Source organism: Burkholderia sp. WTPI3, assembly GCF_021483755.1.
Lineage (GTDB): Bacteria > Pseudomonadota > Gammaproteobacteria > Burkholderiales > Burkholderiaceae > Burkholderia.
On record NZ_JAGIXF010000024.1, the window covers coordinates 55665 to 80212 of the forward strand.

General features: G+C 61.1%; 20 protein-coding genes and 4 pseudogenes. 13 read left to right on the top strand and 11 right to left on the bottom strand.

The features are described 5' to 3' along the window. Positions 1-265 precede the first annotated feature (265 nt). A pseudogene (locus tag J7024_RS15725) lies at positions 266-779 on the top strand (Tn3 family transposase). Between the two features lie 548 nt (positions 780-1327). Here the strand turns inward: J7024_RS15725 and J7024_RS15730 are convergent. Then, positions 1328-1498, bottom strand: a pseudogene (locus J7024_RS15730) (IS66 family transposase); the annotation flags it as partial. 182 nt (positions 1499-1680) lie between these two features. After that, complete coding sequence (gcvA, locus tag J7024_RS15735; RefSeq protein WP_038442242.1) at positions 1681-2607, bottom strand: transcriptional regulator GcvA; 927 nt, start codon at positions 2605-2607, stop codon at positions 1681-1683. 308 nt (positions 2608-2915) lie between these two features. Here gcvA and J7024_RS15740 point away from each other — a divergent pair, with 308 nt between their 5' ends. From J7024_RS15740 to J7024_RS15790, 11 genes and pseudogenes are all read left to right on the top strand, one after another. Next, on the top strand, positions 2916-3689 hold the full coding sequence (locus J7024_RS15740) for an SDR family NAD(P)-dependent oxidoreductase (protein ID WP_011661318.1): 774 nt from the start codon (positions 2916-2918) through the stop codon (positions 3687-3689). Between the two features lie 64 nt (positions 3690-3753). Beyond that, positions 3754-4035: a hypothetical protein gene (locus tag J7024_RS15745; protein ID WP_105823353.1), complete on the top strand. Its 282-nt coding sequence runs from the start codon at positions 3754-3756 to the stop codon at positions 4033-4035. A 60-nt stretch (positions 4036-4095) separates the two neighbouring features. Continuing rightward, the gene (locus tag J7024_RS15750; protein ID WP_011661316.1) at positions 4096-4440 is read left to right on the top strand and encodes a carboxymuconolactone decarboxylase family protein; all 345 of its coding nucleotides are present in this window, start codon (positions 4096-4098) and stop codon (positions 4438-4440) included. A gap of 77 nt (positions 4441-4517) precedes the next feature. After that, positions 4518-5186, top strand: a complete 669-nt coding sequence (locus tag J7024_RS15755) for a cupin domain-containing protein (protein ID WP_105823352.1) — start codon at positions 4518-4520, stop codon at positions 5184-5186. 2 nt (positions 5187-5188) lie between these two features. Beyond that, on the top strand, positions 5189-6352 hold the full coding sequence (locus J7024_RS15760; protein WP_181157841.1) for a flavin monoamine oxidase family protein: 1164 nt from the start codon (positions 5189-5191) through the stop codon (positions 6350-6352). Between the two features lie 10 nt (positions 6353-6362). Further along, positions 6363-7589 carry a bifunctional alpha/beta hydrolase/OsmC family protein gene (locus tag J7024_RS15765; protein ID WP_012372475.1) on the top strand — a complete coding sequence of 409 codons (1227 nt, stop codon included), beginning with the start codon at positions 6363-6365 and terminating at the stop codon, positions 7587-7589. Positions 7590-7629: 40 nt separating this feature from the next. Further along, positions 7630-8382, top strand: coding sequence for an SDR family oxidoreductase (locus tag J7024_RS15770; RefSeq protein ID WP_105787954.1), 753 nt, complete (start codon positions 7630-7632; stop codon positions 8380-8382). A gap of 159 nt (positions 8383-8541) precedes the next feature. Beyond that, a complete protein-coding gene (locus J7024_RS15775) occupies positions 8542-9573 on the top strand; it encodes an alcohol dehydrogenase (protein ID WP_012372473.1) in 1032 nt (343 codons plus the stop codon). 50 nt (positions 9574-9623) lie between these two features. Next, a pseudogene (locus J7024_RS15780) lies at positions 9624-10079 on the top strand (PLP-dependent cysteine synthase family protein); the annotation flags it as partial. Between the two features lie 70 nt (positions 10080-10149). After that, positions 10150-11291, top strand: a protein-coding gene (locus J7024_RS15785; protein ID WP_175978169.1) for an IS3 family transposase whose coding sequence is annotated in 2 segments (ribosomal slippage) — positions 10150-10387 and positions 10387-11291 — 1143 coding nt in all. Because the reading frame shifts where the segments join, the coding sequence is not laid out codon by codon here. 20 nt (positions 11292-11311) lie between these two features. After that, positions 11312-11713: pseudogene (locus J7024_RS15790) on the top strand (pyridoxal-phosphate dependent enzyme); the annotation flags it as partial. 58 nt (positions 11714-11771) lie between these two features. Here J7024_RS15790 and J7024_RS15795 read toward each other — a convergent pair. The 8 genes from J7024_RS15795 to J7024_RS15830 all read right to left on the bottom strand — a co-directional run bounded on the left by J7024_RS15795 (position 11772) and on the right by J7024_RS15830 (position 22978). Then, positions 11772-13349, bottom strand: a complete 1578-nt coding sequence (locus J7024_RS15795) for a hypothetical protein (protein WP_146122783.1) — start codon at positions 13347-13349, stop codon at positions 11772-11774. Continuing rightward, the gene (locus J7024_RS15800; RefSeq protein ID WP_146122782.1) at positions 13346-15190 is read right to left on the bottom strand and encodes a TIR domain-containing protein; all 1845 of its coding nucleotides are present in this window, start codon (positions 15188-15190) and stop codon (positions 13346-13348) included. Before J7024_RS15800 ends, J7024_RS15795 begins: the two co-directional genes overlap by 4 nt. 69 nt (positions 15191-15259) lie before the next feature. Then, a complete protein-coding gene (locus J7024_RS15805; protein WP_234745284.1) occupies positions 15260-16297 on the bottom strand; it encodes a hypothetical protein in 1038 nt (345 codons plus the stop codon). Continuing rightward, entirely contained in the window at positions 16297-17331 is a 1035-nt protein-coding gene (locus tag J7024_RS15810) for a PDDEXK nuclease domain-containing protein (RefSeq protein ID WP_105823346.1), read from the bottom strand. Before J7024_RS15810 ends, J7024_RS15805 begins: the two co-directional genes overlap by 1 nt. A 503-nt stretch (positions 17332-17834) precedes the next feature. Further along, on the bottom strand, positions 17835-18263 hold the full coding sequence (locus J7024_RS15815; RefSeq protein WP_234745285.1) for a hypothetical protein: 429 nt from the start codon (positions 18261-18263) through the stop codon (positions 17835-17837). Between the two features lie 37 nt (positions 18264-18300). Then, the gene (locus tag J7024_RS15820) at positions 18301-21234 is read right to left on the bottom strand and encodes a Tn3 family transposase (protein ID WP_234745286.1); all 2934 of its coding nucleotides are present in this window, start codon (positions 21232-21234) and stop codon (positions 18301-18303) included. A gap of 530 nt (positions 21235-21764) precedes the next feature. Then, the gene (locus J7024_RS15825) at positions 21765-21968 is read right to left on the bottom strand and encodes a hypothetical protein (RefSeq protein WP_059889261.1); all 204 of its coding nucleotides are present in this window, start codon (positions 21966-21968) and stop codon (positions 21765-21767) included. After that, positions 21965-22978, bottom strand: coding sequence for a DNA-binding protein (locus tag J7024_RS15830; RefSeq protein ID WP_059889259.1), 1014 nt, complete (start codon positions 22976-22978; stop codon positions 21965-21967). Before J7024_RS15830 ends, J7024_RS15825 begins: the two co-directional genes overlap by 4 nt. Before the next feature lie 160 nt (positions 22979-23138). Here J7024_RS15830 and J7024_RS15835 point away from each other — a divergent pair, with 160 nt between their 5' ends. Then, on the top strand, positions 23139-24311 hold the full coding sequence (locus tag J7024_RS15835; protein WP_059889257.1) for a tyrosine-type recombinase/integrase: 1173 nt from the start codon (positions 23139-23141) through the stop codon (positions 24309-24311). A 7-nt stretch (positions 24312-24318) separates the two neighbouring features. Here the strand turns inward: J7024_RS15835 and J7024_RS15840 are convergent, their stop codons facing one another. After that, the gene (locus tag J7024_RS15840; RefSeq protein ID WP_106357587.1) at positions 24319-24543 is read right to left on the bottom strand and encodes a hypothetical protein; all 225 of its coding nucleotides are present in this window, start codon (positions 24541-24543) and stop codon (positions 24319-24321) included. Positions 24544-24548: the final 5 nt, after the last annotated feature.

The following is a 24548-nucleotide window of genomic DNA, read 5'->3' on the forward strand; positions in this document are numbered from 1 at the left end:
CGAAGAAATCTTGCTGTCCGGGAAGCTGCGCCGGCGGCCGGCGCACAGCGCGCGGCCGCGGATGGCCGAAACGCTTCAGCGTCTGTAGGCGTTCACAATCACTGCTAGCGGCGTTCACAAGAGTGCTAGCAGCGTCCAGTAATACTGCTAGCGCCGTGTTTTCCTGACTGTTAGCGCGGGCATCGGTAACGCGATATCGCACGGAGCGCAGCGTCGAAATTGAGGCGATTGAGGAACTGTCTCAAGCAGGCAGCGACGTACAGCTATCGAGGCGACCGACAGATTCCGTTCCACTGGTCGAGGGCAAGCTGGGTGGGATGTCGACGTTCACATCGGTCGCCTGTTAAGAAGCGTGTTTTTGATCGGCTACTTCACCAATGTTTCGTTCCGGTCGGAGATGCAACATACGCTGAATCGAGAAGAAGCGGTGCATACCGTGCAACGCGCAATTCACATCGGGCGCATTCCGGTGGAGCGTGCGCGGCGCGCTCGCTGCGGTGTCATCGGCATTGACACTGTTATCAAACATCTTGATGGCGTGGAACACCACCTACATGCAACGCCCCCTGGAGAACATTGAAGGCAGCTGGGGGCAGCCAATCACGATCGAGCAACTCGGCGAATTGCCTCCGCTCATCTCGAGGACATCAACTTGTGCGGCATGTTCAACTTTCCCGGGGTGCTCTACGCAAGGCGGATCTTGCCTACTGTCGCGGCCGACAACCTCATCCCATGAACCAGTCGGAGCGCGTAACGACGAGGTGAACTCACTCCGCTGATCGTGATAACACCCGTCGGTGATACCGCGGCATCCGAGGACGCCCTCCGCTTCGCGAGCAAAGGGTAGACACTAACTCATTGTTTTATCGGAATAGTTATTGGGGGCCGCAAGGCAAAGCCTTACAAGGCCGAAAAGCGCTTAACCGGAAAAACACATGAAAATCAAAGGCCCCCCATCGCGGCGGACGCTCGCGGCGCGTTATGGCAACAGGTAATAGGAAAAGGGGCGAAATCGGGGCGAGTGGCCTTGCCGGCGCTTGCGCGGGACGTCCGGCGGCGCGCGCTGAAGGCGCGGGGCTGCCGGTCGTGCGCGCCCACAGGCGTCCGGCAACGCCGCTAGTCACCGCCCTCAGTGTCGCGCATCGCGCAACACAACCTGGCAGCACCGGTATCAAGCGCGGTTGCGGCAGATGGTTCGTGACGTTCTCCGAGATATTCCCGAGCGTATGAATGCGCGCAACCCGGCGCTTGCCGAAAAGCTACGACGCGCCAGCCCCATTGGATGCCTCATACGCACGCCGCCCACGCGCTGGACGCGACTCCGCCCCAGCGCTAACTCGGCAATCAGGCTGTCGATCACCGTGGCCCTTCGCTGCAGCAGTAGATGAGCGCCGACCAGCGGTTTAGCGCGTAGGCTCGCCTTGGTCGCGTCCGACTTCGCGGAGAGCGTGGTGAGTGTCGCTTCGAACCACCACTTCATGTCGTCGAGCAACGGCACCGTCAATCGATACGTCCGTATGTCTACTTCCCCGCACGCCCCTTCACGACTGAACGGCACGGCGTGGCTTTTCGCATTTTCGGCGGAAAGCCATAACCACCAATCGCCAAAACAACAAATCTGCCGCTAAGGTATGCGGCAGATGGGAGAATGTTGGTACGAGTAAGCGCTAGATCTTTCGATCAGGGACTTGTTCCGTCATGCTGCGCCTCGGCGAGCAACCAGTCACGAAAGGCGACCAATCTCGGCAAGCTGGCGCACTCCGGCCGATAAACGACGTAGTAGGCCAACTCGGATGCAACGCTGATATCCGGGAACAATCGAACCAATCGCCCGCTCGCGAGATCATCCCGCGCCATGACGCTGCGTGCGAGCGCAATGCCGTGTCCCTCGATCGCAGCCTGGAGCACTGCGGCGGAATTGTTGATCTGCATGCCGCGCGTGGGAGGCGCGTTCGTCACACCCGCTTTCTTCATCCATACCTCCCAGGTCGGAAAGCCTGCGTGGCCGTCCATCGACAAATCGTGGATCAAGGTCTCGCGCACGATGTCAGCCGGTTTGCGCAGACGCCAATGCTGCCGCAGCAGTTCCGGTGAGCACACCGGATAAACCTCCTCGTCCATCAGCTTGTCAGCCTTGAGGCCCGACCAGCTTCCCATCCCATAGCGCACACCGATATCGATCCGCTGGGCCACGAAATCGACTGACTTATGGTTCGTATCCAGGCGCACGTCCGTGTCAGGCCATGCGGCCTGGAACCGATCGATGCGGGGTAGCAGCCACTTCGCGGCAAAGGCCGGGCTGACCGTCACGGTGAGCACACCGCTGGTCGAGATCTCCTGCAACCGCTCCAAACCCAGCGTTAGCCGGTCGAAACCGGCCCTGATGTCCGGCAACGCGCGTTCGGCCATCTCCGTGGGGACGAGCCTCGCTCGCCCGCTGGTGCTTCGAAGAAACAACGGCGTGCCCAACCAATCCTCGAGTGTGCGCACCAATTGCCCGACCGCTGCCGGTGTGACGTTCAGTTCCACCGCAGCCGCAGAGAAGCTCTGATGGCGAGCGCTGGCCTCAAAGGCCCGTAATGCGTTGAGATGGACGGGAGATTTCATGGAGACAAAGTTTTTCTTTCAATACCGGACACTTTATCTCGTTTGTCGGCGGATGCAAACAGGCAAAGAATTATGCCCATGTCGACGGTCAGTGGCTTCCGCCCGCGACGTGGTCGCAATGCAAATACGGGAAAAAGCAGCACCCTTTTATCCGTTCGCATTGGTGCCGATGGCGGGTTGGCGGAAGCCCGGACAGTCGCAGTCTGCCGCACCGGCGGGGCATCGAAGTAGCGAGCCACCCGCGCCGTGCGAGTTTTTCTTCTAGTCCAACACCTGCCCATCGGCGGGTATACAACAGAGGTTTCGAGATGAGCAACCAATTCAAGGGCAAGAAACTGCTGGTCGTCGGCGGTACCAGCGGCATGGGCATGCAGTCGGCGCGCATGGTGCTGGCCGAAGGCGGCAGCGCAGTAATCGTCGGCAATCGTCCGGAGAAAACGGAAGAAGCGCGAGCGGAACTGGCCAAGCTCGGCCAAGTATGGGCAGTGACCGCAGACCTGTCCAGCGACGACGGCGTAGCAACGCTGCTCAAAACCATCGACGAACAGCACGCCGACATCGATCTGCTGGTCAATGCCGCGGGTGTGTTCTTCCCCAAGCCTTTCCTCGAGCATACCGGCGCGGATTATGACCAATACATGAAGCTGAACAAGGCGTTCTACTTCATCACGCAGAAGGTCGCCGCCAACCTGGTCGCCAACGGGAAGCCGGGCGCCATCGTCAACATCGGTTCGATGTGGGCAAAGCAGGCTATCGCAGCCACGCCGTCGTCCGCCTATTCGATGGCGAAGGCCGGTCTGCACTCGCTGACACAGCACCTCGCGATGGAACTCGCGCCCAAGCACATCCGTGTCAATGCCGTGTCGCCGGCGGTCGTCCAGACCCCCATCTACGAGGGCTTCATCCCGAAGGCCGAAGTCCACACCGCACTGCAAGGGTTCAACACGTTCCACCCGATCGGCCGCGTTGGGACTCCGCAAGACGTCGCGGAAGTCGTCGCTTTCCTGCTCTCGGACAAGGCGAGCTGGGTCACCGGCGCGATCTGGGATGTCGACGGCGGCGTGATGGCCGGCCGCAATTGATGTACGGCGCACACGAGCGCCGCGCAGGTTCGCATTAACTTCCACTTATCAAGGAGAACTGCAAATGGCCTATCTGCAAATTACGCTGAATGTCGCCCAAGGCAATCGCGCTGCAGCTGCCGGTATTTATCAGAAATACAAGGCGCCGTTCCTCGAGACCATCGAGGGTGCGAAATCCAAGGAACTGTTGGTGCGGGACGACGATGTCCAGGTGCTGCACGGCTTCGATACCGAAGCGCATGCGAGCGCTTATCTGCAAAGCGAGTTGTTCAACGCCGACGTCGTGGGCGCCCTCAAACCGCTGCTGGATGCCGCACCCGATGTGCGCATTTACCAGACGGTGTAATTCCATGTCGCCGGGCCATGCTGACACCCGGCGTCTCAATTCTCAACAGGAGCAAAAGCCATGATGCAAGACTGGAATTCCTACCGTGACAACCTGCTCGAGCGCGTGGGCGATTACGCGAAGCAGAGCCCCGAGGTCGTGCGCGGTCTGATGACAATCGACAACGCCGCCGCGAAGACCGGCCATCTGGAAGCGAAGATGCACGAGCTGATCGCGCTGGCCGTGGCCGTGACCACGCGTTGCGACGGCTGTATTTCTGTTCACACCAAGAAGGCCGTCGAGGCCGGTGCGTCGCTGGAGGAGATCTCCGAGGCGCTCGGCGTTGCGATCGCCCTCAACGCAGGTGCTGCGCTGACCTATTCGGCACGCGTCATCGAGACCTATCAGCAATTGCCCAACAAGTAAGCCGTACGAAAATGAGCTGGCCGCTCGACGATGAGACGGCCAGCCCACATTTTTCGATCCGATGTCTGGAAGAATCCATGCTAATCAACGCCGATTTCTCGCGCCGCGCGATCGTCACGCCACATGAATACCAATGGGTCGCGTCGCCCCAAGGGGGCGTCGAACGCGTCATGCTGGATCGTGTGGGCGCAGAAAAAGCGCGAGCAACGAGTATCGTACGTTACGCCCCAGGTTCACATTTCCCGCGCCATCAGCACCCAGCCGGCGAGGAAATCCTCGTGCTCTCAGGCACTTTCTCTGACGAAGGCGGCCACTATCCGGCCGGTTGGTATCTCCGTAATCCGCCCGGCTCCTGTCATCAGCCCTCGAGTCGTGACGGCGCCACTATCTTCGTCAAGCTACGTCAGATGCCGTTACATGAGGCGCGCCGTGTCCGCGTGGACACCCGTGATCCAGCCGCTTGGCGCAGGCAGAACGGCCGCGAGGTCTGTCCACTGTTTGCCGGCGAGACCGAACAAGTCTGCTTGCACCGCGTGGCGCCGAACGATGCTCTCGTCACGGCGCAGGGAGACGGTGCCGAACTACTCGTCCTGACGGGTGCCGTGGTGGCAGAGGGCGAAATTTACGGTAGCGGCAGCTGGATCCGCCTTCCCGCCGAGGACTCCCTCCACGTCGTTGCTGCTTCTCAGGGAGCCACTGTTTATCTCAAGACTGGTCTTCCGGTCGCCATCGGAGCGGAAGTATAGCCATGCAAACAGCTCGCATTGCCATCATCGGCGCAGGATTAAGCGGCCTTTATGCCGCCTCGTTGCTCGAGCGCCAGGGCATCCGGGACTACGTGCTGTTGGAAGCACGCGATACGCTCGGCGGCCGGATCGTCTCCGTCGCAGGCCCGGGACAGGCCTCACCCGACGCCAATTTCACTGCGGACGCGATCGACCGCTTCGACCTTGGGCCCACATGGTTTTGGCCCGAGTATCAGCATGAGCTGCGACTCCTCGTCGACGCGTTGGGCCTGGAACAGTTCGAACAGTTCGAAACGGGCGACATGATGGTGGAGCGCTCACCTGATGAGCCACCGATGCGCATGCGCGGCTACGTCAACTCGCCGGCCTCGATGCGCGTGATCGGCGGCATGAGCTCGCTAGTGGATCGTCTACGCCGGGCGCTGGATCCCCAGCGGGTTATCACCGGCCAGTCGGTGAACCGCATGCGTATCGTGGACGGGAATGTCGAGCTGGATAGTGAAGATGCTTCCGGCGGCTTCACGACGTGGCGCGTCACACAGGTATTGCTGGCGCTGCCGCCCCGCCTCGCCGAGAACACCATTGCGTTCGAGCCGGAGCTTCCACCCATGCTGGCGCGGCAATGGCGCGCTACGGCGACCTGGATGGCTCCCCACGCAAAGTACATCGCGATCTACGATACGCCGTTCTGGCGCGATCAGGGACTCTCCGGCGAAGCCCGCAGCGCGCGCGGGCCGTTGGGAGAAATTCACGACGCCTCGATGCCTGGCGGCAGCGCGGCACTGTTCGGCTTCTTCGGCGTGCCCGCCCAGGTTCGCCAGAACGTATCCCACGAAGTGCTGTGCATGCATAGCCGCGCGCAGTTCGTGCGCCTGTTCGGCCCGGCGGCAGCCACGCCCCGCGCGGAATTCATCAAGGACTGGGCACAGGAACCCTATACGGCCACGTCCGCGGACCTCGTCGCTGCGAACGCGCATGCCGCCGCCCCTGTCGCGACGGTTTCTTCAGGTCCATGGAGCGGGCGCCTGACCGGTATCGCCAGCGAATGGTCACCCCACTTTCCCGGCTATCTGGCCGGTGCTGTGGAGGCAGCTGGGTTAGGTGTGCAGGCGCTCGTTTCGCGCATCACAACAGGCAACACTTCTTTGACGACCGCGTCTCACTGAGGAGATCATCATGGCGGAGCAACGTTTCGATTTTCACGGCGCGCACGGAACCCTTCTGTCTGGCCGGCTCGAAAGCCCACAGACCACGCCCCGCGGTTGGGCGATTTTCGCTCACTGCTTCACGTGCGGTAAGGACAGCGTCGCTGCAGCACGCATTGCCCGAGCCCTTGCGTTGAGCGGAATCGGCGTGCTTCGTTTCGATTTCGCTGGTTTGGGCGGTAGCGAAGGCGAGTTCGCAAATTCCACGTTCGCGGCGGATGTCGATGATCTCGTGGCGGCCGGCCGCGCCATGACCGCCTCAGGCCGCGCGCCTTCCCTGCTGATCGGTCATAGCCTCGGCGGAGCGGCCGCTTTGGCCGCCGCGGCCGATATGCCCTCGGTGCAGGCTGTCGCAACGATCGGCGCCCCTTCGAGCGTCGAACACGTTCTCGGGCTGTTCGGGAGCGATTCGCTCGCGCAAATCGAAGCTGACGGTGAAGCCGAGGTTCTGCTTGCGGGACGCCCGTTCACGTTCCGGAAGTCGTTTCTCGACGATGCGCGCCAACAAAAGCTGGAGGATCGCATTGCACGCATGCACAAGCCCTTGCTTGTGATGCATGCGCCCGGTGATCGCATTGTGGACATTCAGCATGCAACGCGAATCTTTGTCGCCGCGCACCATCCGAAGAGCTTCGTGTCGCTCGACGACGCCGACCATCTGCTGACTCGTAGGCCGGATTCGGACTACGTCGCGTCGGTGGTCGCGGCTTGGGCCGTACGCTACCTGCCCGCGGCAGCCGCCGATATACCCGATATTTCCGAGGGAGACGGCGTATTGGCCGAGGAAACAGGCAAGGGGCTGTTTCAGTTGGCCATGCGTAGCGGAAAGCATCAGTTCCTCGCCGACGAACCGGAGTCCGTTGGCGGGATGGCAAGCGGACTGTCGCCTTACGAGTTCGTCTGTGCCGGGCTCGCCGCATGTACGGTCATGACCATGCGAATGTACGCGCGCCGAAAAGGCATTCCGCTCGTGCGTGCATCTACCCGTGTGACGCATAGCAAGCGCCCCGATCAGACGCCCGCCGACCTGTTCGCTCGGACGATCTCCCTCGAGGGGCCGCTCGACGACGAGCAGCGGCAGAAACTCCTGGCGATTGCCGACCGGTGCCCCGTTGATTTGACGCTCGTCCGCGGCTCGGATGTCAGCACCACGCTCGAAACGGAAAGCGAAAAACTGGTGATCCAGTCGAATGATTAGGACGTTCTCCTGACAACCACCTCATATCAACGAATTGACCATGAGATTAAAGGGTAAAACCGCCTTGATTACCGGCGCAACCAGCGGCATCGGTCTGGCTACCGCCGAGTTGTTCGTGCGCGAGGGCGCGCAGGTTGCGATCACCGGTCGCGACGAGGCACGGCTGAAGCGCGCGCGCGCCAAGCTGGGCGGTGCGATCACGACCATCCAGGCCGACGTGCGCAACAGCGAGGACATGAAGCGGATGGCTCGACAGGTCGCGGACGCCTTTGGCGACGACGGGCTCGATGTCTTCTTCGGCAATGCCGGTGTGGCGTTCTCCACGCCGCTGCTGACCACGGATGAGGCCCGCTTTGACGAACTGCTGGCAGTCAACGTCAAGGGGCTCTTCTTCTCCATGCAAGCCGTGACACCCGTGCTGCGCGATGGGGCGTCGGTGATTCTCAATTCTGCATGGCTCAATAACGTTGGCATGGGCGGTTTCTCGGCGCTAGCTGCCACGAAGGCGGCGGTTCGCTCGTTCGCGCGCTCGTGGTCCTGCGAATTGCTGGATCGCAAGATACGGGTCAATGCCGTTAGCCCCGGCGCGGTCGATACGCCAATCTTTGAGCTGGAAGGTGCAACGCCCGCGCAGCTGGCTGAGACGAAACGTCAGATGTCCTTACGTATTCCGGCCGGCCGCATGGGAGAGCCGCTGGAAATTGCCCAGGCCGTGCTATTCCTTGCCAGCGATGATTCGCGCTACATGATGGGCGCCGAAATCGTCGTCGATGGCGGATTCGCGCAGCTCTGAGAATTTGAGCCGCACGGAGCACGCAGCTCGCGGGCCAGCTTCGAACCAGGCCCGAATGTCCGACTTCGATCGAGCATGGTGGACGCCGCACACCCGGCGTCTCGCCTTGCCGGTGCGCTCATGCCTTCATACCTTTCGACCACACCAGGAGCAACGATCATGAAAACCGTCTATCGTGCGATGCAAATAACGCGCCCCGGCTTCCTTGAACTAGTGGAACGTCCGACACCCACACCGGGCACCGGCGAAGTGTTGATCGAAGTAGAGGCCTGCGGCATCTGCGGCGCCGACGTCGGCGACGTCGAAGGAGCCAGTACGGAAGTACAACCGCCGCGTGTGCCCGGTCACGAGGTGGTCGGACGCATCGTGGCGCTCGGTGCGCATGTTCCCTCCATCTGGAAGGTGGGTCAGCGCGTGGGGGTTGGTCGCCTGGGCGGACATTGCAACGAATGTGTCCAGTGCCGAAAGGGACACTTTCAGCTCTGCCAGAATCAACCTTTCGTCGGCGCAACATGCGACGGTGGGTATGCCGAAATGATGCTGGCACGCGCTACCGGGCTCGTATCTATTCCGGACGAACTCGATGCCGAGGAAGCGGCGCCGATTCTCTGCGCCGGCATCGCCACGTTCAACGCGCTGAAGAAGTGCGGTGCCGAAGCTGGCGACACGGTCGTCGTCCTGGGTATCGGCGGCTTGGGACATATGGCGCTGCAGTACGCACGCCGCATGGGGTTCCGAGTCGTCGCTGTCGGACGAGGCAACGACATCGCCGATGACGCGCTCGCGCTCGGCGCACACATCTACATCGACACCGAGCAGGAAGATGCAGTGGCCAAGCTCGGCAGCATGGGCGGCGCGCAGGCCATTTTGACCACGATCGCTCATCCGGGCACCGTGTCGGCGCTGATGGCTGGCCTCGCACCGCAAGGACGGTTGGTATTACTGGGCGCCGGCAAGGATCCGTTGCCTGTTTCGACCGGCCAAATGGTCGTCGGCGAGCGCAGCATGCTCGGCTCCATCACCGGCACGCCGTACGAAAATGAGTCGACGCTTTCGTTTAGCGTGCTCGCCGGGGTTCGTCCGAAGATCGAGGTCATGCCGCTGGAACAGGCCAACGACGCATACCGACGGATGAAATCGGGCGACGTCAAGTTTCGCATGGTCTTGACAACGAGTGCACACCGGAAGTGATCCCGGATCTACTTCACGTGTAATCACTCATCTTTCGCCTTCCAGACATCATGAAATTCGACAACGTCCTGCAGACTATTGGTAATACACCGATCATTCGCATGAATCGCCTGTTCGGAGCAAACGCCAACGTATGGATCAAGTCCGAGCGCGGCAATCCGGGTGGCTCCATTAAGGATCGAATTGCCCTCGCGATGATCGAGGATGCGGAAAGATCCGGCAAACTCAGACCGGGCGGCACCATCATCGAGCCCACCAGTGGCAACACCGGGGTGGGACTGGCGCTGGTTGCCGCCGTCAAAGGTTACAAGCTGGTCCTCGTGATGCCGGAAAGCATGTCCATCGAACGCCGCCGCCTCATGCTGGCGTACGGCGCAACCTTCGATCTCACGCCCAAGGAATTGGGCATGAAGGGTGCCATTGATCGCGCATGCGAACTCGCCGAAGAGACGCCCGGCGCCTGGATGCCGCAACAGTTCGAGAATCCCGTCAACGTCGCGGCACATGAGGCCATGGACCGGCCAGCCTTTCGTAGACATCTTCGAGCCATAATTTATGGCAACCGAGGAGGTCAGGATGAGCGGCAAGCGGTACACGGATGAGTTCAAGATCGAGGCAGTCAAACAGGTAACCGAACGGGGTCATTCGGTGGCGGATGTGGCGCAGCGGTTGGGCATCACGACCCACAGCCTTTACGCCTGGAAACTGAAGTTCGGCAGGCCCGACGTCGTGCGGCAAGCGCAGCTGGATCAGAGCGCCGAGGTTCGGCGACTGAAGGCCGAGCTCAAACGCGTGACCGAGGAGCGCGACATTCTAAAAAAAGCCGCCGCGTACTTTGCAAAGGGATAGCGGCAAGGTACGCGTTCATGCGAGCCCATCTCGGCGAGTTCCGCCTGTACTCGATGTGCCGGGTCCTTGGCGTGCATCGTAGCGGCTATTACGTCTGGCAGCGGCAGACAGTCGGGGCCCGCAAGCGTGAGGATGAGCGATTGCTCGGTCTGATCAAGCATGCGTGGCTGGCCAGCGGCGGCGTCTATGGCTACCGCAAGGTCACGATGGATTTGCGTGAATCGGGCGAAACGTGCAGCCGTCACCGCGTCCATCGCCTCATGAGAGGCGAAGGTCTGCGGGCAGAAGTGGGCTATGGCAGCAAGCCCCGCTATCGGGGTGGTCCGGTCGGCGTAATCGCCAACGTGTTGAACCGTGAGTTCGCGCCAACCGCACCGAACCGGGTCTGGGTAACGGACATCACGTACATCCGGACCTACGAGGGCTGGCTGTATCTGGCGGCTGTTATGGATCTGTACTCGCGCCAGATCGTCGGTTGGGCTACGCGCTCGACGATGACCAGCGATCTGGTTTTACAGGCGCTGTTGGCTGCGGTTTGGAAACGCAAACCGGGACCCGGTGTCATGGTGCATTCCGACCAGGGCAGTCAATTCACGAGCGATGACTGGCAGTCATTCCTGAAGGCACACCATATGGTGCCAAGCATGAGTCGGCGCGGTAATTGCCACGACAATGCCGTGGCCGAGAGCTTCTTCAGTGCCCTAAAGAAGGAGCGAATCAAGCGGCGCATCTATCCGAGTCGGGCGACCGCGACCTCGGACTTGTTCGATTACATCGAAATGTTTTATAACCCGGTTCGTCGGCATGGTTCCGCCGGCGATCTTTCACCGATTGAGTTCGAGCGGCGCTACGCGTTAAACGGCTCGTGAGTGTCTATGAAACTCTGGCCGGTCCAGTCGGCACCGGCGGACATTTGACCGGTGTGGCCAAAGTACTCAAAGCGCGATTCCCAAATCTGAAGGTATTTGCCGTGGAGCCTTCGGCCTCGCCCGTCCTCTCCGGCGGCCGTCCTGCTCCCCACACGCTCCAAGGTCTTGCCCCGGGTTTCGTACCCGGGAATCTTGACACCAGCTTGCTGGACGGCGTGATTCAAATCGACGACGGGCCGGCTCGAGATTACGCACGTCGAGCCGCACGTGACGAAGGCTTGCTGATCGGCATCTCATCCGGTGCCACGCTAGCGGCGATTGCGCATCAGCTACCCGAGTTGCGCAGCGGCGCTCGCGTGCTCGGATTCGCCTACGATACCGGCGAACGCTATCTTTCCGTGGAAGGTTTCCTTCCTATATAGATAGTTCTACCATTCACGGCTACCGCCGAACTCGACGTGCCCTCCTCTTCATCTCGCTCTATGCGTAATACTTGAAGTTGTGCCGCCACTTTTCTGGGGGAAGCCCCGGATTGGCGAGCAGGATTTCGCCAACCCTGTCGGAGTACTTTACCGTGATAGGCTGCCCTTCGCCCAGCTGGCACGCGTTGTAGTTCAACTTCGTAAGTCCGAGAATATCTTTGGCAACTTGCACAATATCGGCGCCGCCGTGCTGGATGCTGATTGCCAAAGGAACTGGCACCTCGAAGCCGTCGTAAGTTGCGATCCGCGGCTTGAAGCCGTTCGTGAACAAGAGTCCGTATCGCTCAGAGCGCTGCCAGAACACCCCACGCTGAACTGGATGTTGACCTCGCTTCGACACGTTTGGGTGTTCATCGTATCGATAGAGTCGTAAGCCACCACGGTCTTGACGAACCCGGATTGCGGTCAGCTTAACGTCTGGCGGACACGCGCGAAGAAAGCCAGCGTATTCCTCCGTGTCGATTCCCGAACGGGCATGCAGGAATATCTCCTTCAAAGGACGTCCATCCTCCTGCCTGTACGTCTCGATTGTGCCGCGAAGCAGCGCTTCGGCCTTGTCGGGCGGCAGATGAAATTCGCCGCGCTCTTTTGAATACCACGGACCGAACTCTCCAACGAAAACCACGCCGTCTCCACTGTCAAGAAACATCTGTGCGGCACAACACGCGTTGCGACCATCCTCCGTCAGCTTGTATGCAAGGCCGACATAGCACACTCCCTCTCGCGCCCACGGCGTTTTCCACGGTTTGGCGCCGCATTTGTAGAAAACCGCTGTACCGAAGTTCCAGAGCCTGTCCGACAACGGATTGGTCCCAGGCTCTCCCTTCCGGACCGGTGGCACGATTCGTAGCGTCGACTCCTTGATAATCTGAACCGGCAGCTCGTGCGCCATCATTCTCGCCTTCAGCTGACGCCGGAAGTCGGGCGACAAACCGCGAGCCTCCTCGAACTCGTCCATTTCCTGCAGTACATCCAGAACGGCCGGATCCTCGTCGTCGAACATGCGGATCTGACCGCTGTTGCGATCGTCAATGGCATCCTTGAGAAATTTCTCCTCACGCCTGCTTCGGGCGGTATCACTGCGCTTCGGTAGTGCAACCGATGATTTCGGTCGACAGTTTTCGTAAACCTCATCGGGGACGACGCATACGGCAAGCGCCGGCCTCGCGTCGAGCTTCGAAAGCCGGCCGGTTGGCTCCATATAAAGGCCCGCAACCGCATAAGCGCGTTCGTATTTGTCCGTCTTGCGCGAGGCGTCCGACAGATCGTCAGCGTCTACAAGGTATCGGCGGACCGGATTCGGCCATCGTGCGCCGAACGCAACGTCGAAGCCTGGAAATGGCGGCCACGCCCGGTGGCGCGCCGGATCAACACAGGCTGCGGAGGCGTTCAGCGCAGCGCACCAATCGTTCCAGAGTTCGACCCCTTGAGCCGTACCGATGACAATGTGGTCCGGCAACTGCGTACGCGGCTCTGCCGGGCCAAAGAGTGCGAGACCATCATGCGGGTCTTCGGCGGTCTGGCCATAGCCGAACTGAAGCAGAGGCTCGCCAAGGAAGTGAAATACGTCAGTCATGGTGCGGAAGCTCCGTCGCTCGAGGATGACGCATCACCCCCTTCCCCATCATCGTCATCGTCTATTCGCTCGCGATACTGTGCGATCTCTTGGCCAATATCCGACATACCGGACAGCGCCAATACATCGAGACCGACCGGGCACTCCCAACTGAGCGGCCGGGTCTGCATGGTTACCGTGCGTCTCCCTTCACCTATCATCACTTGACCGGGTGAGGTCTCAAGGCCCTGAACTACGCCTAACAGGCGTGCGAGCCATTGCTGGTTCCACCACGATCTTGTGACGATCTTTCGACGCCGCCCGATCTCCTTTCCCTCGAACAATTCACCATCGAGTGTTGTGACACGCACGTAGACTTTGACGACCACGTTCCATGACCCATCAACGTCAAGCTGCGGGCGAAAAATGGGAGCTAGCTGGTAAAGGAACCGTGACGCACGTTCCCCCCAACCTTTAGTGCGTTCGCCCGTGAGCTGCACACTTGTTGCGCGCCCGTCGACGTGCCGTATGGCCTGATTCCACTCACCCGACTCGCGCTCGGGAAAATAGAAAACTTTGCGGTCTTGGCAAAATCTGAGGCCTTTCTGCGCGCACACCACCTGCAGACTGCGCCAAGCAAGCTCCTTTGCGAGATCCTGAGTCCGCTTGCCATCCTGCTCCTTCACGTGTTGCCACAGGAATTCAGGTGTACGGTTCACCTTTATCGCCGGGATGGCGTTTTCCGGGGGCAGAGTGAAAGCAACAAGTCGGGTCGCACCAAGTTCGACAAATGCCCATCGACTGCGGAGATCAAGCACTTGTGCTTCTGTAAGCGGCCTACGAAGATCGAAAAGAAGCATCGATTCCGGAAGCTGAAGAGCGAACACGTTCGCATAAACTGGCTCAGGTTTCGCGACGATCACCCGCGTCGGCAGGTAATCACGAAGGGCAATCTGACGCCCCCTTTCGCGATCCAGGCTTGGCTTGATACCCAATGTACCGAGTCGAGCAAGAACCTGGTCCAGGCCAACATTCCATGAATCCGTGAAGGCGGCCGGAACCAATTTCGTCAATCGCGAAGGCATGCGTAAATCAGATGCCACGGCGACCGTGCAAGGTAGAACGAAGTCCGTCTTGCTCGTAGCGATCGTGCATCGTTCGACGAAGATACTGTCTGACAGGCTGGCAGTCGACACCACCGGCAAGTAGTGACGTGCGCGAGCATCAAGCAACGCTCGCACAGAATCGTCGGGGTGCTCCCCGGCAAGCGGTGCACTGCCATAACACCATGTCCTATATCCTGCAAGCGTGAGTCGACGGGCTAGCCATGTGGCAACGGCGTGATCTTCCCTCACATGATCAATCAGCAACGTATCGCGGCTCTCAGCGATTGACTCTCCACCGCGTTGTGGAAAGAACGGAGGCGTGAAGATGCTCGGGTGCTGCGCTATCAGGTGACGCTGCGGTCCAACAAGTTGCACGCGCAGTCGCTCAAGGTCGAACAGGTCAAGCGACCAACCATACGTGTCGTTGACAAACTGATGTGCGAAATCCTTGTCCGATGCAGACAGCGCCTCCGTACAAACGAACGCGAGGACATCTGGCGCATGACCCGTATCATGAACCCGTTTGCAATCGCTGCGGAGCTTTGCACGCCAGTCAGACCGGACCGTGTAAGCAAAGCTGATTTTACGGCCCTGACTGTCACTTCGAATGACCGCGTCCCGGCCTCCGTCACCCGTCCCCCCAAGCGGATCTATCTCCAGATATCCCAACCCCGCCAAGAGGGCCGAGCTCAGTCGTTCGAAATCTCTGTAATCCGAGATGCACTCAAGACAGTAGGTTATCGGGTCAGCGGACATGGTGAAGTGTAGTTAGAAGGACTGCCTCGCCAGGTTTCATGTTTACGCGGATAATCTTTCCTTCGCAGACTAGCGAACACTCTCACATCTGCGTGCCAGGTGCGATAGAGGTCGCGCGCTCGACTCGGAAATCGAGAACGGCGCGTCACCAAGCGATCGAATTACAGAGCCGGCCTCCCCAAGCAACATAAAGGTGTGGTCAGCACCCTGTAATAAATAGTACGTCGCGTTGGATTTCGACGACTCCGTTGAGTTGCTTAGGATCACTGCTCGATAATACGAAAGCATCGCGCGACCTTCACACGCCCAGGCTTGCAGCTCCTGCGCAGCACGAGGCTGATCCCCGTACTGGTATGGCACGCGACCTGTGACTGCCAGATAAATTTTCGCGAAATTTTCACGCCCCATGCGGCGCGGCTCGTCCAGAAATGCGTTGACAAAAAAAGTATAACCACCAAGCACCCCCTCGGCACCCAAGACTACGAGCAGCATCACGAATGTCACGCGCCGCATTGTGCGCGGTGGTCGAACGGAATGATCTTGTCCGGCAGAGCGGCGGTGCCGCGACCCAAGAACCTTCCATCGTCTCCATGCCGCACATTGTCGACGCTCTTGCGGCTCAAGACCTCGTGTCGCGAAGTGAGCGGCCGCAGCGAAACGCCACCTCAATCTAACCTGATCGACGCCGCTGCGGTACACGCGCCGGACTCGACGATACCTCGCCTTAAGCGCTGGGAATGGCCATCGCGTCGTCAACCATGCGGGCACCGTCGCCATTACCCACATGATCAGAAATGGCGCGACCACCAGGAGCACCGGCATCATCCAGACACGTGCCACGGTCGCGCCTGCAAGCATGACGTCGGATAGATCGCGTCGAAACATCAGGCCGGGTACGCCGGCCGCCTCTTCCCAGCCGTTCAAGTACGAGCGGCCAACCACGTAGGCAAGGCCCGTGACCAAAGTCAATGCTAGCGCACTCGCTTCGAACAAGTGCGCCGCAACATAGTTGCCGACTCGCCGCCCGATCGATCGTGTTGAGTCAGCCGCATCGGGCGAAGTCGGGCTAGAAGCGCTGTCGATATTCAATTCTGGAGCGTCCATCATCACGACTCCCCCTTATCGTCGAGCCGGGCACGGGCCGCTGCGATCGATTGGTGCAGTTTCGCCTGCAGCGTCTCGCGTGGCGGCAGCACGGTGAGATACTCTGCGACGTGGATGCCGCTTTTGCCGAGTTCAAGCAATTCGATCTGCTCTTGCTTTTTCCCCGCACACAAGATGATGCCGATCGGCGGGGCCTCATCGGGCTCCTGTTCGTGCTTCGCGAGCCATCGCAAGTACAACTCCATCTGACTCTTGTACTCTGCCTTGAAGGAACCGAGCTTCAGTTCGATCGCGACAAGACGCTTGAGCTTGCGGTTGTAGAACAACAGGTCGAGATAGAAGTCGTCGTCGTCGATTGGCAACCGCTTTTGGCGCGCGACGAACGTGAAGCCCGCTCCGAGCTCCAGTAGGAACTGTTCCATCTCGCGCAGGATCGCATCCTCGAGATCGCGCTCGAGGTAGTGATCGTTGAGGCCAAGAAAGTCGAGTATGTACGGATCTTTCAGCACGAGGTCAGGCGTCATCTGCTGAGCGTCGCGCAGGTGCGCCACTTCGCGCCGGATCACTTCGTCGGGTTGGCGCGACAGTGCGCTGCGCTCGAACAGCATCGACTGCATCCGCTCCTGCAACTGTCGCGACGACCAGCGCTCCAGACGACAGAGCTCAATGTAGAAGTCGCGCTTGAGCGGGTCGTCGACGTACATCAACATCTTCAGATGGGTCCAGCTCAATTCTCTCCGCAGTGCGGAGAGAATTGGTTCATCCGGAAACACCTCGGCCGCCCGGATGCAGTGGCGTAATTGCTGCTCGCTCCAACCCCGGCCGTACTCACCTCTCAGTTGTCGTGCGAGCGCGGCGAGGATCTGTTGTCCGTAGCCCGCGCGCTCTCCGCCCAGCACATCATCTCGAATGCGACAACCAACCTGCCAATAAAGTAGGGTCAGCTCCGCATTGACGGCCGCCGCCGCCCGGGCGCGCGCCGAATCAATCATGCGGCGGATGTCGGTCAAGAGGGATGCGGGGACGAGTTCGGTCATCTGGTCAGAAGTGGAGGAGTCGGCGGGCCGGCGCGTGCCAATAGGGGTCACGTTACCGGAATCTCGGCAACGGCGGAACCCTGAGGGTTCCACGCGAATTCTCTCCGCACTGCGGAGAGAATTCGGCCCACTCCCGCCCGGGCCCTCACCTTCCGCGCCGCAGAGGGTGGGCACCCCGAAATTGAACGGCAGGTTGGTCTCGGGCAAACCCGCCTCAACAGCAGCCTAGGCCGGCTCAAAGAGCGCGCCGCCTCGCGTTGGAAGAAAAGCCGATGGATTCGTCCACTGGGGGTAATCGTCCTTTTCGTGCAAAATCTGGCGGTTTCGTTAGAAATTCCACGAAAAATCATGAGCTTATCAGGAGGCCGATTTGGCCAAACCGTGTCCTCCGGATGCAAAATCTGGCGCTTCAGCGCCGCCCAGACTTAACCGCATCCGATAGGCAGCCAGCAGACACAGCTGGGCGTCGACCTGCGCCGCCAGTTTTGTCCGCGCCGCCGTCGCTACGCCGAGCGACGTACGTGCGCTTTCCAGTTCCCCGACTGTGTGCTGACCGTCGCACGTAGGGCATCGCGTTCGGTCTCGAAACGGACCTGATCGACACGCATGCGGTCAAGCGCCTCCCGTATCTGCTCACCGTGTGCCCGCGCTTCTCGCTGACTTGTACTCGCCGCGCCGGACTCGTTGACCAGCCGCGCGTTGTCCTTGTTCTGTTGGGTAATTTCGTTTTGCGTCAAGATAGCCGTCTGATTGGCATGGCGCAGTTCGGCCTGCAGTTGCTGGACCTGCGTCTCGTGCCGGCGCGCTTCCTGTTCGCGCTGCTCGTGACTGGCGGCCCGGTAGTGTTCCAGCGCATCGTGCGATCCTGTCGCAGACCGGTATTGGCGCTGATCGCGCTCATCGACTTCATCGGATGGACGCCAATCCGCCAACCGTACCCATACGCCGTCCGTCTCTATCCGGCAGGCCTTATGATCCCGTGCCTCGCTGCCAGGGCGCGGCTTCCAGCAGGACGTCGGTGTATTGGTCGATGGGAAAGCTCAATGTGCCCCTGAAGTTCACGTGCGCAAAATGCGCAGGCCCCATCCGGCGCAACCACTCGTCGTCGACCGGTCGTCCTTTGCGTCGCCAGCCGTCGACCGTCGCCTGCATGCGCTGCGTGTTCCAGGCGATCACAAGGTTCGTCAACAGTGTCAACGAACCCGAGATGGCGACCATTTCATCACGACGTCGACCGCGCTCGGAGGCCACTCTGCCAGTGTAGATCGCGCGCTGGAGCTGGTGGACCGACTCGCCTCGATTCAGCAACGTATGCAGCTCTCGGCGGAACGCCACGTTGCTGAAGTAATCGCACAGGAAAAGCGTGCGCAGCAACTTGCCGAGTTGATCGGCGGCCCGATGCACCGGGTCGCCTTGTGCGGCACTGCCGAACCGCTGCAGCGCGACCACCGCGCTGACGCGGCCACATTGGATCGAGGCGACGAGCCGCAGCATTTCGTCCCAGCCGTCGCGAATTGCCTTGAGCGAAACGTCGTGGGCCACGACCGGCACCAGTCCTTCTGAGACGGCAAATCCGCGCGGCACATACAACTTGCGCTCGGCCAAATTACGCAGGCGCGGACACAGGTCGAATCCCAGTAGCTTCGAGACGGCCATCCCAACGTTCGTGTACCCGTGCGTGTCGACGGAGAGTCGTATCAGTCCGCCATCGTCTCGGTTTTCGTTATGCCGCAGTACGCCTTCGATGGCCACGCCCGCCTGCCGCTCGTTCAGCACGATCGGTTGGTTATAGACAATGCCATGCTGATCCAGTACGTGCGTATAAATCCCGACTGCGTGGGTTCGGCGCCGCGGATCGACGCGGGCATAAAAGAGGTGCGGCGAAGTATCCAGACTCATGGAATCGCTGGATGCGTGTCGCCCCGTTCCCCACAATTCGGTAATCGGATGGGTGCGCTGGAATTCAACCACGCGCTCGTTCGCGCTCGACAGTCGGCCAGGCGTCTCGAGCGCCCGCATCGCCGTCGCGATGGGCGCCAGATCGAGTTGTGGGACCATCGCCACGACGCTTTTCGCGTCGAGATCCGTTCCGTGTGCGATCAGCCCCGCGTATAACGAGACCAGTTCGTTCGCATCGCGCGCGCGACGCGCCAGCAGCGTTTCGCTGAAACCGCTGTGAGCATCCATCTCGATGAGCAGATCGGCTAACTGCGTTGTGCCGATTTCTTTGAACATCAAGTCGCGCATCCGTCTCGGGAGGCCATCGGTGGGCAACGCTTCGATCGCTGACAGGTGCAATGCACCGTCCGTCCCGACAATGACCCGTCCGGCCACCAGCGCTTCTTCGAGTGCCGCCAGCCCCGCCTTAAGGTGGCTCAATAGCCGTTCCAAGAAGGGTTCCGCCGTGTGGGACAAGCCGAGCGATGACAGATGCCGATCACGATCGCACTCCCACTGCGCCGGCGGAATCAGCAACTGATCACGGGCGCGGAACGACAGGCTATGGCTGGTCCAGACCGATCCGCGTCGCAAACCCCTGCGCAACCCCGTGATCGCCGAAGCCTCCAGCGCCCGCATCGCACGTACCCGGTCCTCGCCCTCGACGAGGTCCCGCCAGCTTGCGCTTACTGGCACCTCGCAGTCGGAGGGGAGTTCGGTCACGCCGCGGTCGTGCAGCGAGCTGAGGAGTTCGAGCTGTCGCAGGCTCGGCTCAGCCTCCCTGCCGGACAGCTCCAGTTCGCGTAACGGCACCAGCAGGTTGCGGATGCGATGATGATCGTCGGTCAGCGTTTCGCGAACGCTGGCTGCGTGACTCGTCGGCGGCTTGTCTGACAGATCCTCGAGCAACTTGCCAATGTCGTCGAGCCGTTCTTCTGCGGAGCGGCTTGTATCGTTGACGAGCGCCTTGATCGACATCAGCTGCTGGCGGTACTCGACAGCGGACCGGGCCTGCTTGACCGTCGTCCGATCGTAGGCGTGCCGGACGAGATCGGACACGCGGCGACCCGTTTGGTAGAGCAGCGCGTCGGTCAACTCCAGCAGCGTGAAGTGCAAGAAGAAGATCAGCTCGATCGTGCGCGTCGACGCCTTGAGCTCACGAACCTTGGCGGGACGCCGGGCCTGTATGCGCTGTGCATAGGCACGCTGCTTCTCGATCGGCACCGCGTCCAGGTTCCACGTATGAGTGCCGAGTGACTTGAGGAAACGGACCTGCGAAAGTGTTTCGGTAATGGTCGACGGGCTGTGCCGTGCCGGCGGCGTCTTCAGCCATTCGAGCACGGTCATCCCTGACGTGCCGTGTTGCGTGGACAAGACCGAATCGGCGCGCATCAGTTCGGCGTCGCTGACGGTCGTCTGAATCGTGGCGAGCAGACAGCGTTCGGCCTCCGCCCAGATCGCTCGCGCCAAATCCCGCAGCGTTCGCTCGGCAGGAATCAACAGTCGCCGCTCGTACAGCCAGTAATGCGCATGCTGGACGAGTTCGTCGAGCGTCAGCGATTCGGCCGCATCCTGACGCATCCATGTTCCGAGGCCGGCCCACTGGTCGGCGCCGATCGACGTCAGGCCGAGGTATTCACACGCCCACACCTGGTGCTCGTATTGAGTCTTGTAGCGTTGGTAGAGCGTGCGCAGCGATGCGATCGACGGCGTCGGCAGACCGAGTCGCTCGCCGACATAGCGCAACAGTTGCCGTGGAAGGGTGCCAACGTGGTCCAGCGTGTGGCCGCTGGCCCGCAGAAAGACCAGTTGAACGGCGGCGCCCGCGCGACGATCGCGCCGGAAACGTCCGTTGATCGCAGCTACGTCGCTGTCGTTCAGCGCGAAGTAGCGCTCGACGTCGAACTCCGACAGTCGCGCGGGTAAGCGATCTTGCCCCACATACCGAAATTCCAGGCCTGGCATCTGCTGCCTCCCGTCACGGTCGCAATTGAAAATTGCGGGCACGTAGCTTACCGCAGATCGCCGCCGGGACTGCCGACGATAGCCAGAATCGACCGCAAGGCCTTGCTACAGAAGGCTTTGCGGCGAAACCGCCAGATTTTGCACGAAAAGGACGATTCCCCCACTGGCACGCTGTCGTTAGCGCCAGAAAACGAGGCCGCCATGGCGGTAGCCGGATCTCTTAGTCGATCGCCGCAGCCGGCGGCACCGAATGCACGTGTAGGGCGTCGCGAGTCCACGGCTTTCGCTCGCGTCGTGAAATGAAGGGTAACATAGTCCTTACTATGTTACCCTTCACTTTATTGGCCGAAACGCCCCGTTTCCAAGCCAACCTGCGCCGCCTCCTTATCCAGCAAGGCCCGGCGGCCGGTTAGCGACGATCGACGCGGGCGGTCACGCCCCCTCGCCGCGCTCGTCCACCGTTGTCGTCCGACGAAGTAAAAGTTGTTCTGTTGCGGAAGTAAAACTTGTACCAGCCGGCCATCGTGCAATCAGAACAACTGCGTGGTGAGTGTTGAAAGATTGCCCCATTTCACCGCGCTCCGGAAAAGTCTCCCGTCCTCGTTGACCGACTCGATGATCACGCGCTGACCACGCGCCTCCGCCACCACGCGCACAACACGCACGCCGTAACGCATCAACGCGCCGATCTCCGGACGGACCGACCGGCGCCGCGGTCGTTTGACGGTTCTCATGTCCCGGCGGCTCCTTTGCGGGCACCGCGCAGGGACTTCACCGCGCCGGCGGCGGCACGGCGTGGCTTGCGGCGCTCCGGTGTGCGGCCCGTCGCACTGGCCGACTTCTGTCGCAGCGCGCCGATTGTCTGGGTCTGCGCATCATGGCTCGCCTGCAGGGCCACCAGTCGCCCCTCCAGTACGCCCGCATGATGGCGCAGGTCACCCAGTTTCGCCTGCAGGGCCTGGATTTCCCCCTGTGCGCGCTCGCCGTCGCGCATTATGCGTTGCTGCGCGCTTTCAAGGTCACGCTGAAGCCGTGAAGCCACGCTGCGCTCGCGCTCGATCTCAAGCAGCGCACGTTTCTCCGCCGCCTGCAGACGCGTTTCTGCCAGTTCGGCGCTCGCACGCACCTTGTCGAGTTCAGCCGCGAAGTCAGCGCGAGTCTGTGCGAGTGCAGACTCGCGCTCACGGCCGTCCTGCTGCAGACGCGCAATTTCGCCTTCCAGCGCGCTGCGTGTCGCGCCGGCAGCGGCCAGTGCCTGTTCGAGCTCGCTCACCTGAACCTGCGACGCGAGCAGAGCGCTCGAGCGTTGCTCGAGGGCGGCTTCCGTGCGCTCGAGATCGCCCCGTAGCGTCGCGACCGAAGCCTCCGCGGCAAGTCGCGCTTCCTCCACCTCGTCGCGCAGTGCGGCGAGCGACGCTTCGGCCGCCGACGCGGCACGCTGCCACAGTGCGGCCACAAGCTCGCCGGCGGCGCCCTGCAGATCCTCGGGCAGGTCGGCGTGCTCAATCCGCACGCGGCTTTTTTCGCGCAGGGTTGCCCAGAACTTCGCCAGTGCCTCGGCCGGCGCGCTCATGCTGCCCTTCCGGACCAGCTGGTAGAGCCGGTTCGCGGTCGGTGTGATGCCGTGGCGGAAGAACAGCAGCACGCAGACCTCGCGATACAGCTCTTGTGTATTCGGAAACTGCGCGCGCAACTGATCGATTTCGACCTGCAACTGCGCCTCGTGGACGGTGGACGGATCCATGGTGAGCTTTTTCGGGAAAGATATTGGTAAATAATACAACGTATAACGTTGTCTTTCTTTGCTACCTTCCCATACTTTTGACATTATCCGTATAATGTTGAGAATATCCGATGGAAGTACGAGAACCATCGAATGACACCTTGAGGGTCGCCCGGATTCCGTGAAAACTGCCCTGACCGCACCGCGCCCGCTCGACGTACTCCAGCTACCCGATGACCTCGACGGCCGCACCGGCGTCAACCGCGCCACTGGCCGCCGCCAGATCGCCGCCGATGACGATCTGGCGGCCGTTCGCGCGTGGCTGGCGCGCGTCGCCGACACGAAAACCACCTTTGAGAACTACCGCAAGGAAGCCGAACGGCTGCTGCTGTGGTCGATCGTCCAGCTTGGCAAGCCGCTGTCGTCGCTCACGCACGAGGATCTGCTTGGCTACCAGCGCTTCCTAGCCGACCCACAGCCGCGCGACCGCTGGGTTGCCGCCGGACGCAAATTTGCACGCGACGATCCACGTTGGCGCCCTTTCCACGGGCCGCTCGCCGCATCTAGCCAGCGCCAAGCGATGGTGATCCTCAACGCCCTTTTCTCGTGGCTTGTCGGCGCGGGCTACCTCGCCGGCAACCCGCTGTCACTCTCACGCCAGCGCGCACGGCGAGCGGCGCCGCGTGTCACGCGTTTTCTCGAGCTTGACCTCTGGCAGGAGGTCAAGCTCTACATCAACAGTCTGCCGCGCGACACAGACCGCGAGCGCGCACGCTACTGGCGCGCGCGGTGGCTCTTCACTCTGCTCTACCTGGGTGGCTTGCGCATCTCGGAAGTCAGCGGCAACACGATGGGGGACTTCTTCTGCCGGCGCGACGCCGGGGGGCACGAGCGCTGGTGGCTCGAAATTACCGGCAAGGGGGACAAGGCACGCCTAGTGCCCGCCTCGACCGAAATGATGATCGAGCTTGGCCACTACCGGAGCGAATGCGGTCTGCCCGTATTGCCCGCAGGGCACGAGGACACCCCGCTCGTGCTGCCGCTCGGCCAGTCCACGATGCCGCTCACGCGCGCGGCCCTGCACACGATCGTCAAGGGCATTTTTGCGGGCGCGGCAGAAAAGCTGCGTATGCGCGGTGAAGAGTACGCTGCACGGGCAGCCCAGCTCGAGCGCGCTTCGGCGCACTGGCTGCGCCACAGCGCGGGGTCGCACATGGCGGATTGTGATGTCGACCTGCGCATGATCCGCGACAACCTCGGACACGTCTCGCTCACTACGACGAGCCTGTACCTGCATGCCGACGACGATGATCGGCATCAGAAAACCGAACAGAAGCATCGTATGGGCTGGTAACCCCCACTCAGGCGCAACGATGCTTGATCGACAGGGAAATTTCATCGAGCTGTTGCATCGACCGGTTGAATCCATCACCCATTGCAGTCGCTCGGGCTTCGTTGACCAATGTCAAGCTGATCTTCTCCGTCACTCGCCACACCGTCTGCCCCATGACACATTGTTGCCCCATAGCGAGTAGGCCGAATTTTGAAAGACCTGGATGTCCGCCTGCAATGGAGGCTAGGTACATGGAAA